The 8467-nt window shown below is 43.8% G+C and carries 10 protein-coding genes; 2 read left to right on the forward strand and 8 right to left on the reverse strand.

Annotated elements, in window-relative coordinates; translation table 11 throughout:
* Positions 1 to 51: 51 nt before the first annotated feature.
* The 7 genes from B0680_RS08330 to rpmI form a co-directional block, all read right to left on the reverse strand.
* Positions 52 to 312 (reverse strand): type B 50S ribosomal protein L31, encoded by a 261-nt coding sequence (locus B0680_RS08330; protein WP_078254648.1) that lies wholly within the window; start codon positions 310 to 312, stop codon positions 52 to 54.
* A gap of 195 nt (positions 313 to 507) precedes the next feature.
* Positions 508 to 816 carry an integration host factor subunit alpha gene (locus tag B0680_RS08335; protein WP_078254649.1) on the reverse strand — a complete coding sequence of 103 codons (309 nt, stop codon included), beginning with the start codon at positions 814 to 816 and terminating at the stop codon, positions 508 to 510.
* 271 nt (positions 817 to 1087) lie between these two features.
* The gene (locus B0680_RS08340) at positions 1088 to 1399 is read right to left on the reverse strand and encodes a hypothetical protein (protein WP_078254650.1); all 312 of its coding nucleotides are present in this window, start codon (positions 1397 to 1399) and stop codon (positions 1088 to 1090) included.
* Positions 1400 to 1571: 172 nt separating this feature from the next.
* Positions 1572 to 3968, reverse strand: coding sequence for a phenylalanine--tRNA ligase subunit beta (gene pheT, locus B0680_RS08345; protein WP_078254651.1), 2397 nt, complete (start codon positions 3966 to 3968; stop codon positions 1572 to 1574).
* Positions 3969 to 4018: 50 nt separating this feature from the next.
* Entirely contained in the window at positions 4019 to 5062 is a 1044-nt protein-coding gene (gene pheS, locus B0680_RS08350) for a phenylalanine--tRNA ligase subunit alpha (RefSeq protein WP_078254652.1), read from the reverse strand.
* 295 nt (positions 5063 to 5357) lie between these two features.
* On the reverse strand, positions 5358 to 5714 hold the full coding sequence (gene rplT, locus B0680_RS08355) for a 50S ribosomal protein L20 (RefSeq protein ID WP_078254653.1): 357 nt from the start codon (positions 5712 to 5714) through the stop codon (positions 5358 to 5360).
* Positions 5715 to 5744: 30 nt separating this feature from the next.
* On the reverse strand, positions 5745 to 5939 hold the full coding sequence (gene rpmI, locus B0680_RS08360; protein ID WP_078254654.1) for a 50S ribosomal protein L35: 195 nt from the start codon (positions 5937 to 5939) through the stop codon (positions 5745 to 5747).
* Between rpmI and B0680_RS10750 the strand changes: the two genes are divergently transcribed.
* Positions 5896 to 6291: a hypothetical protein gene (locus B0680_RS10750; RefSeq protein WP_143821400.1), complete on the forward strand. Its 396-nt coding sequence runs from the start codon at positions 5896 to 5898 to the stop codon at positions 6289 to 6291. The genes rpmI and B0680_RS10750 overlap by 44 nt on opposite strands.
* Positions 6292 to 6432: 141 nt before the next feature.
* Here B0680_RS10750 and B0680_RS08365 read toward each other — a convergent pair whose 3' ends face one another.
* Positions 6433 to 7662, reverse strand: a complete 1230-nt coding sequence (locus tag B0680_RS08365) for an ISL3 family transposase (RefSeq protein WP_078254655.1) — start codon at positions 7660 to 7662, stop codon at positions 6433 to 6435.
* A gap of 617 nt (positions 7663 to 8279) precedes the next feature.
* Here B0680_RS08365 and B0680_RS10915 point away from each other — a divergent pair.
* The coding region (locus tag B0680_RS10915; RefSeq protein WP_211271268.1) for a hypothetical protein at positions 8280 to 8467 on the forward strand (188 nt) is incomplete at its 3' end.

The raw sequence follows: 8467 nt of genomic DNA on the forward strand, positions 1-8467 counted from the left end.
ACTTTTGGGGTGCGGCTCAAAAAAGGACGATTTTTGATATCAAGCGATGGCTTATTTTTTGCCACGGTTTGCAAATGCACCAAAACGCTTGTTGAAAGTCGCCACACGACCTTCGTTTGCAGTTTTGCGTTGTTCGCCAGTGTAGAATGGGTGCGACGCACTTGAGATATCCAATGGGAAGTATGGGTACTCTTGACCTTCGTATTCACGAGTTGTCTTGGTAGCAACAGTTGAACGAGTTAGGAAGTACACATCAGCATTGGTATCGTGGAACAATACTTCGCGATAATCTGGGTGAATGTCTTTACGCATGATAAATCTCTTATCCAATAAACCTAAGCACTAATAATCACTGCTAGTCTTGCTAGAATCAGTGGAACATAGCCACGCCATCACCAACCAACTTTGGCATGCCGCACCATGTTTGTCTATGTTATTAGCCATCTTAAGTGGGAACATAAAGCCAATATTTTAGCAAAAACTAACTTAAGTATCAAGCAATTTTGCTTACTTTTTGGCGTTTTGATTATTTTGGCTATCAACCCAGCCACGCAGTTTTTGACCTGCTTTAAAGGTCACCACACGGCGTGCTTCAACAGGGATGCTCTCGCCAGTTTTTGGATTACGTCCTGGGCGTGATTTTTTGTCCTTGAGCTCAAAATTACCAAATCCTGACAGCTTGACTTCTTTGCCATCGGCAAGGCTTTGGCTAATCTCTTCAAAAAACCCATCCACCAGCTTGCGCGCCTGCTGACGGGTCAATCGTAGGCGAATGGTCAGCTGATCTACCATATCCGCCTTGGTCAGTGCACTCATGATTTTATCCTTATGTATCAATAAGCTACCTAATGCACGATTTCAAATTCAATCGTATTTATCATTGTACACTTGATTGTATGCTTAATGCAATTTAAATTTTTGTCCCAAGGTGATTTTTGTTAAATTAATTTGGGCAAGCACCAAAAATTAGCAAATGTGGCGAGCGGGTCTTATTGATATTTTCAGTCATCGGTCAAATATATAAGATGCACAGGGCAAACCATTGCTTTTTTAATGATACTAATTTTAAGCACTCCGACTTATTCAGCTAAGCCATATATTTTTCAAAGACATACCGAGCGGCATATTCATCACATCTATCGAAATCACGGATGAAATTATATAAAAAATCACTAACTTGATAATTAAACTGAAAAACAATGAAAGCTATTTGCTCTTGTATTAAGAAAAGCTCATGAATTAAATCTTTTGACTGATCAAAATCCAAATTCTTTGCCTGCTCCATCTTAAAGCGAATGGAGTATTCCGCTTGATTTAATATTGATTGAACTTCCTGATTACATCTTTCAATTATCAGTAAATTACCTTTTAGAATATCCAATTTTATCTGCACATCCATAATACATCCCTTAACGATTGCTCTGGTGGGTAGAGTATGCACGATGCACCGCACCACTACCCATTGTATACCAAATCCTTTACCCTATAAACAAGACCGCCACAAAGCATCGCAGTGTGGCGGTCTTGGCTTGATGGTTTTAGCGCATGATAATTACGCTACAAATCACCCATCAGTCACGCAGTTTGGCACCGTGCTTGTCATCAAGTACAGCGACAACTTTATCCACCGCTTTTTTGATTTGTTCATCTTCAAGCGTCGCATCATGGTTTTGGAACACCATCGCAAACGCTAGTGAACGCATACCTGCCGGCAGTCGCTCGCCAGTATAGACATCAAATAGCCACACATCTTGTAGATGCACGCCTGCTGCCGCACGGATGTCTGCTTCAAGAGATTGCCAAGCAATATCAGTATCCACAAGCACCGCCAAATCACGGCGTACGCTTGGGAATTTGCTTGGCGCTTTGATAGCAGACTGCGTGTGATTGAGCGCAATCAGCTTATCTAGGTTCAGCTCAGCGACCCAAACGCTCGGCAGATCCATCGCTTTGGCAATGCTTGGATGCAGCTGACCAAACCAGCCCAGACGCTCACCATTCACTGACAGATAAGCACTTTGACCTGGGTGCAAGAAGTCCAAATCGGCACGCTCATAGCTGATGTGTGCTTTATTTAAGGTCGCAGGCAGCAGGCTTTCGACATCACGCTTTAGATCAAAAAAGTCCATCGCACGGTTGGCATGGTGCTGCTCAGGATATACCATGCCTGTCGCCACGATGGCAAGGCTTGGTGTCTGCACGAGACTTGCCACATCCGCCCCAACAAAGCTCAGACCCGTCTCAAACAGACGCACACGAGCCTGCTGACGGTTTAGGTTGTAGCTGACCACAGGCAATAGACTTGATAGCAGTGTGCGACGCATCACCGCCAAATCACTTGAAATCGGATTGGCAAGCGGTAATACCGCACCCAGACTTTCATCATCAAATAGCGATTCAATCTTAGCATCGCTAAAGCTAAAGCTCACCGCTTCATGGTAGCCAGCATCAGCTAGGGTAAGCTTGGCAACATGGATCAAATCCGCCGTATCATCATAACGCATATCCACAGCAAAGCTTGGCAGGCGTACATCGATATTGGCATAGCCATAGATACGGGCAACTTCTTCGACCACATCTTCGGCGATATTCATATCAAAGCGATGGCTTGGTGCTTGGCAGATAAGTGTATCACCCTCCAAGCTGGTGGCGATTTCTAAGCGGTTTAGAATATCGACAATCTCATCGCTTGAGATAGCCACGCCCAGTAGCTGCTCAACTTTTGCCACAGGTACACGGATGCTGTGGCGGGCAGGTAGTTTATCCATCGCTTCAACTGTGGTGATTGATCCTGCTGCACCGCCTGCGACACTGATAATCAGACTGGTCGCTCGATCAAGCGCCGTGCGTGGCAACTCAAAATCTACCCCACGCTCAAAACGCTGTGATGCATCAGTATGCAGGCCAAAGCGACGCGCACGCCCTGCGATGGCAAGCTGATCAAAATGCGCACTTTCTAGCACGATACTGGTCGTCTCATCGCTCACCGCTGAGCGAGCACCGCCCATAATCCCTGCCAAAGCAAGCACGCCGACATCATCAGCGATCACAAGCTCATCACCGGTCAAGGTAATCGTCTGCTCGTTCAATAGCTCAACCGTCTCGCCTGCGACAGAGTCACGCACCACGATATCACCGACAATCTTGTCAGCATCAAAGGCGTGTAGCGGCTGACCCAGCTCAAGTAGCACAAAGTTTGTCACATCGACCAAGAAATTATGCGTACGCACGCCCGATGCCACAAGTGCCGACTCCATCCATTCAGGCGTCGCCACACTACGATCAATGCCATCGATACGCTGCGTTAGATAGCGTGGGCAAGCGGTGGTATTCGCCACTTTTACGCCGACACTCGCTGTCGTGCTTGGATTGATGACATCAAACGACACACGGTTTAGCGGTAGGCGATTAATCACCGCAATCTCACGAGCCAGCCCCAGCACGCTTAGGCAATCGCCACGGTTTGGGGTGATGGCAATCTCAAAAATCTTGGCATCTAAGTTCAGATAACTGCGGACATCAACACCAATCGGCGCATCATCAGATAGCTCAAGTAAGCCATCAATCTTATCTTCAAGTCCAAGTTCTGATGCACCACACAGCATCCCATGCGACTCCACGCCACGCAGTTTGCCTTTTTTGATTTTAAAGCCCTTGTCATCATCGCTTGGCAAGACAGCACCAACGGTCGCCACCGCCACTTTTAGCCCGACACGCACATTTGGCGCACCGCAGACGATTTGTAATAGCTCACCTGTGCCGATATTGACACGAGTCACACGCAGGCGGTCGGCATCAGGATGCTGAGCACATTCGATGACTTCACCGACCACGACACCGCTAAATGGCGGCGCAACCATTTCCATGCCATCGAGCTCAAGCCCCGCCATGGTCAGCTGTTCGCCCAAAGTTTCACTATCGACGCTTGGATTTGCCCATTGTCTTAGCCATTGTTCACTGATTTTCATTGTAATCTCTGATATTTAAACTGTAAAAATTAATTTCTTAGGCTTCAGAATTAGCCAAATTGCTTCAAAAAGCGCAAATCATTTTGGAAAAATAAACGCAAATCATCAATGCCATAATACAGCATCGCAAAGCGTTCAATGCCAAGACCAAAGGCAAAGCCTGTGTATTCATTTGGGTCGATGCCACAGTTTTTGAGCACTTGTGGATGCACCATACCACAGCCAAGCACTTCTAGCCATTTGCCACTGTCTGATAGGATATCCACTTCGGCAGATGGCTCGGTGAATGGGAAAAACGATGGGCGAAAACGCACGGTCATTTTTTTGCCAAAAAACGCATCCAAAAACTCATGAATCAAGCCTTTGAGCTCGGCAAAGTTGCTTGATTTTGAAATCATCAAGCCTTCCATCTGATGAAACATCGGTGAGTGCGTCTGGTCTGAGTCACAGCGATACACGCGACCCGGGCAGATGATACGAATCGGCGGCTCGCTCTTTTCCATCGTGCGAATCTGCACGCTACTGGTGTGCGTGCGAAGTAGATAATGCGCATCAAAATAAAAGGTATCATGCATCGCACGGGCTGGATGATGGCTTGGGATGTTCAAGGCTTCAAAGTTATAATAATCGCTTTCAACTTCAGGGCCTGTCGCCACGCTAAATCCTGCTTGCACAAAAAACTGCTTCATACGCTCGGTCGTCTGCGTAATCGGGTGCAACGTGCCTTTGGTGATACCACGCGCAGGCATGGTGATGTCCACCTGCTCACTGGCAAGCTTGGCATTGAGCGCAGCTGCCGCAAGGCTTTGGGCTTTGGTGTCAAGCGCCGTGCTGATACGGGTGCGTAGCTCATGCAGATAAGCGCCGTATTGTTTTTTGGCATCGGCATCTAAACTGCCCATTTGCTTGGATAATGCGGTCAAAGTGGCTTTTTTGCCTGTCAAATTGACACGAAGTTCTTGCAAGGTTTTTTCGTCGCTTGCCGTATCAATCAGCGCCACCGCCTGATCACCAAACGCCGTCAGCGCATCTGGGCTGATACTGGCAAGTGGTGCGTCTAGCGCAGGTAAATCAAAAGTAGTCTCTTGTGTCATGGTATCTCTTCGTCAGTCTTGCGCTAGGGCAGGATTTATTTAACTATGATAAAACTGATTATTCTAAAGAATTGGGCTAATTTTGTAAATGATTTGGCGGATGAAACATGGAAAAGTTTTTTAATTTTCCATGTTTACCACAATTTCTTCCATGTTTACCACGATTTCTTCCCTGTTTGGCGGTAGATACACCAATTTTCATCACAAATATCAACAGTGAAGCTATCCAAATGGGCGACAACCCCAAAAACAAAAACCCCGCTCAATGAGCAGGGCTTTGTGTCTGATTGACAGCTTATGCTAGAGCAGCTTTTGCTTTTTCTGCGATTGCAGTGAAAGCGGCAGCGTCATGCATAGCGATGTCAGCTAGGATACGGCGGTCAATCTCAACATTTGCCTTTTTAAGGCCGTTGATTAGACGGCTGTATGACAAACCGTTTAGGCGAGCACCAGCGTTGATACGAGCAATCCACAGACGGCGGAAAGAGCGTTTTTTGTTACGGCGGTCACGATAAGCGTATTGACCAGCTTTCATAACAGCTTGTACTGCTACACGATACACACGAGAGCGTGCGCCATAGTAGCCTTTTGCACGAGCTAGAACTTTTTTGTGACGGCGGTTTGCTTGTACACCACGTTTTACACGAGCCATTTTATTCTCCTAAAATATCCGAAAAGTTGATTAGATGTATGGGCACATACGACGGATTGAAGCCACGTCTGATGCGTGCACCATAGTGCAACCACGCAATTGACGGATACGCTTTGGAGATTTTTTGGTCAAGATGTGACGCTTGAATGCTTGCTTACGCTTGAAGCCGTTTGCAGTTTTTTTGAAACGCTTAGCGGCACCACGTTTGGTCTTAAGTTTCATAATAACCTCTTTAAAATCAAAAGCCTATCGGCTTGATGAATACCTGTTCGCCAGTTTGACCGACCAAAATCAGCCACTGTCTAAAGGTGGGAATGCTTATTATAACAGCGTTTACCACATCTTGCAAGTCCTTGCCTGCGCCAAACCCAAGCCAGCTTTACATTCTCAGGTTTTGTACCATGATAGGATAGGCTTGATAGACTGGATTGTCTTTTTAGGCTATTTTCAAAACCCGGTTGAAACCCCAACTCCATCCATCCTAACACAATCTCTGATTCTTGCAAAACTTGGTGGAAAAACAAATCACCTAAAATCTCTGATTCTTGCAAAATCTGGTGGAAGGCATCGGATGTGAGCATTGATTATATTCGTATGGATTGTTTTTAATCAAGCTGTTTTACTTAACATATTTTATTTTCTTGGATAAAAACAAATCCAGTGCTTTGTTCAAGCCCTGGATTTGTTTTAAGTGTGTATCGCTCTTGATGAGTCTTGCTCAATCGTCTTGAACGGTTATCTTCTCCTGGCGTCCCTTTTTGGATTTATCCGAGTCTTTGTGTCCATACAAAGCTCTAGCTCTAATCATCTCAAAGCTATATCCTCTACCCAAACGATTGGCAAGCTTAATTAAGCCGTTGACACATTCTGTGTAGCCATTACTGGCTTTGTTTATACTATCCCAATAGTTAAAGATCTGGACAAAATGCCGTTTGATGATCTGCTTCAATTTGCAAAACCCAGGTAGGTGTATACCTGTTGCTTGTTCATCAATACCATCCATCCAGTCTAAAAATGCCAGTATTGCCAAATTTTTATCTTCAGCCTCATAAATATTGAAGAACTTCTCTTTTAAAAAATAAGCAATCACAAGCATGGGATGCTCGTTGGCAAGCTCTTGTAGGATTTTAATATCCTTGGATTGTAACTGGTCTAACCGCCTACATAACAACCATCTCAGGTGCTTTTTCAGTTGCTTACGCCCCTTTTTATCCAATGCTTTTTGGTAGTCTTTTCTAATCCTCTCCACGACTTCATTGGCTAGTTTGACCACATGAAATCTATCTAGGACTAATGCAGCATTAGGTAGGCATTTTGTACAAACATTCTCAAAAGGCTTCCACATATCAGAACAGACAATTTGAATGTTGTCTTTGTCTTTTAGGGTGTTAAAGTAACTCTCAAGATACGGCTGCTTTCTGGTTGGCAGGATGTCAAATACGGTATGTTGATCAAGGTCTGTCAGTACACAGCGATATTCACCAGCAATCATCACCTCATCAATACCCAAAATACTTGGTGTGGGTCTTAAATAGCCTTGTTCTAGAGCGTTTAAATGGTCTTGTGCAATGTGACGGATGCTATTTATGGACAGCCCGGTTTGCCTGGATAATTCGCTAAAAGTCAGCTTAAAACAACGGCTTCGTATGTACTGTATGAGCCTGCTTGTGCATCGGCGATTCTCATCAACACAATCAATGCGGTCGCTCAGCACTTGTTTGCATATTTTGCAGCGATAACGATGTACGCTAATTTGCAAAGTGGTAGGTTTCATGTACAGTGGTGTATCGGCATAGCGGTGGTTGCGCTGACCATGTTTATATAGGCCGCCACCACACTGAGTACATGTTGTTAATTGCTGTGTTGCCTTAGCAATAATAACAATCGCCTCATCATCATTTTGGCAATCAACAGTAACTATGCCATTGAGATTTAGTAAGTCTATCATGCTTAATTTTCCATGAATTAATCTTGAATAAAAAAATTTTTACAAAAAAACTAAATCAAAGGATAATAAAGCGCCATACAGGGCTTGACAAGTCAAACACTGTTTGGGATAATGAGACTGTCCAGCAGACAATCTCATTATAAAAGCGCTACCAACTGCAATTGGTGGCGTTTTTGCTTTTTTTTATCCTTGCATATGCTTATGGCCAATGCATGAACATCTCCTTTTTGTATTAAAAAGATTAAATAATACGAATTTAAACAAATATCATATTCCACCAATATCATCAAAGTCAAGACGATTTTTTAAAAAATAAACTATTAAGATTATTTAACTGTAAATCTCTACATGTTATTGGCAATTTTTTCGATTTTAACTGTAAATCTCTACTGGTTTCAATAGGTTAAAGGCAGTACTGTAAAGATATTTAAACTTATATTGCTGAATTATTATTCAATGAATTTATACCAAAAAAACTTTATTAAACATATTTATTCAAGGTATATTAGATAAAGTTATTCGGAAAACTATAATAATTATCTAACAAATCATATCTGGAAACCACCGACACCAAATCAAAAAATCGTACGCTAGACCAAGCGTATCAAGGCAAGCCAGTGCTAACACCAAATTCAGAAATGAACCAAAGCAACCAGCAAAATATCAAAAACATAAGAACATCAAAGCAGGCATTAGGTGATAAAAAACCACCATTGAAAAGATGGTGGCGGGGTTGGGGTTGGTTGGGTTTATTTCTTAGCGCAAACTACAGACCTTTGCTTTGTTGGTGTGTAGTGGTCAACTA

It is taken from the genome of Moraxella pluranimalium (assembly GCF_002014825.1).
Classification (GTDB): Bacteria; Pseudomonadota; Gammaproteobacteria; order Pseudomonadales; family Moraxellaceae; genus Moraxella; species Moraxella pluranimalium.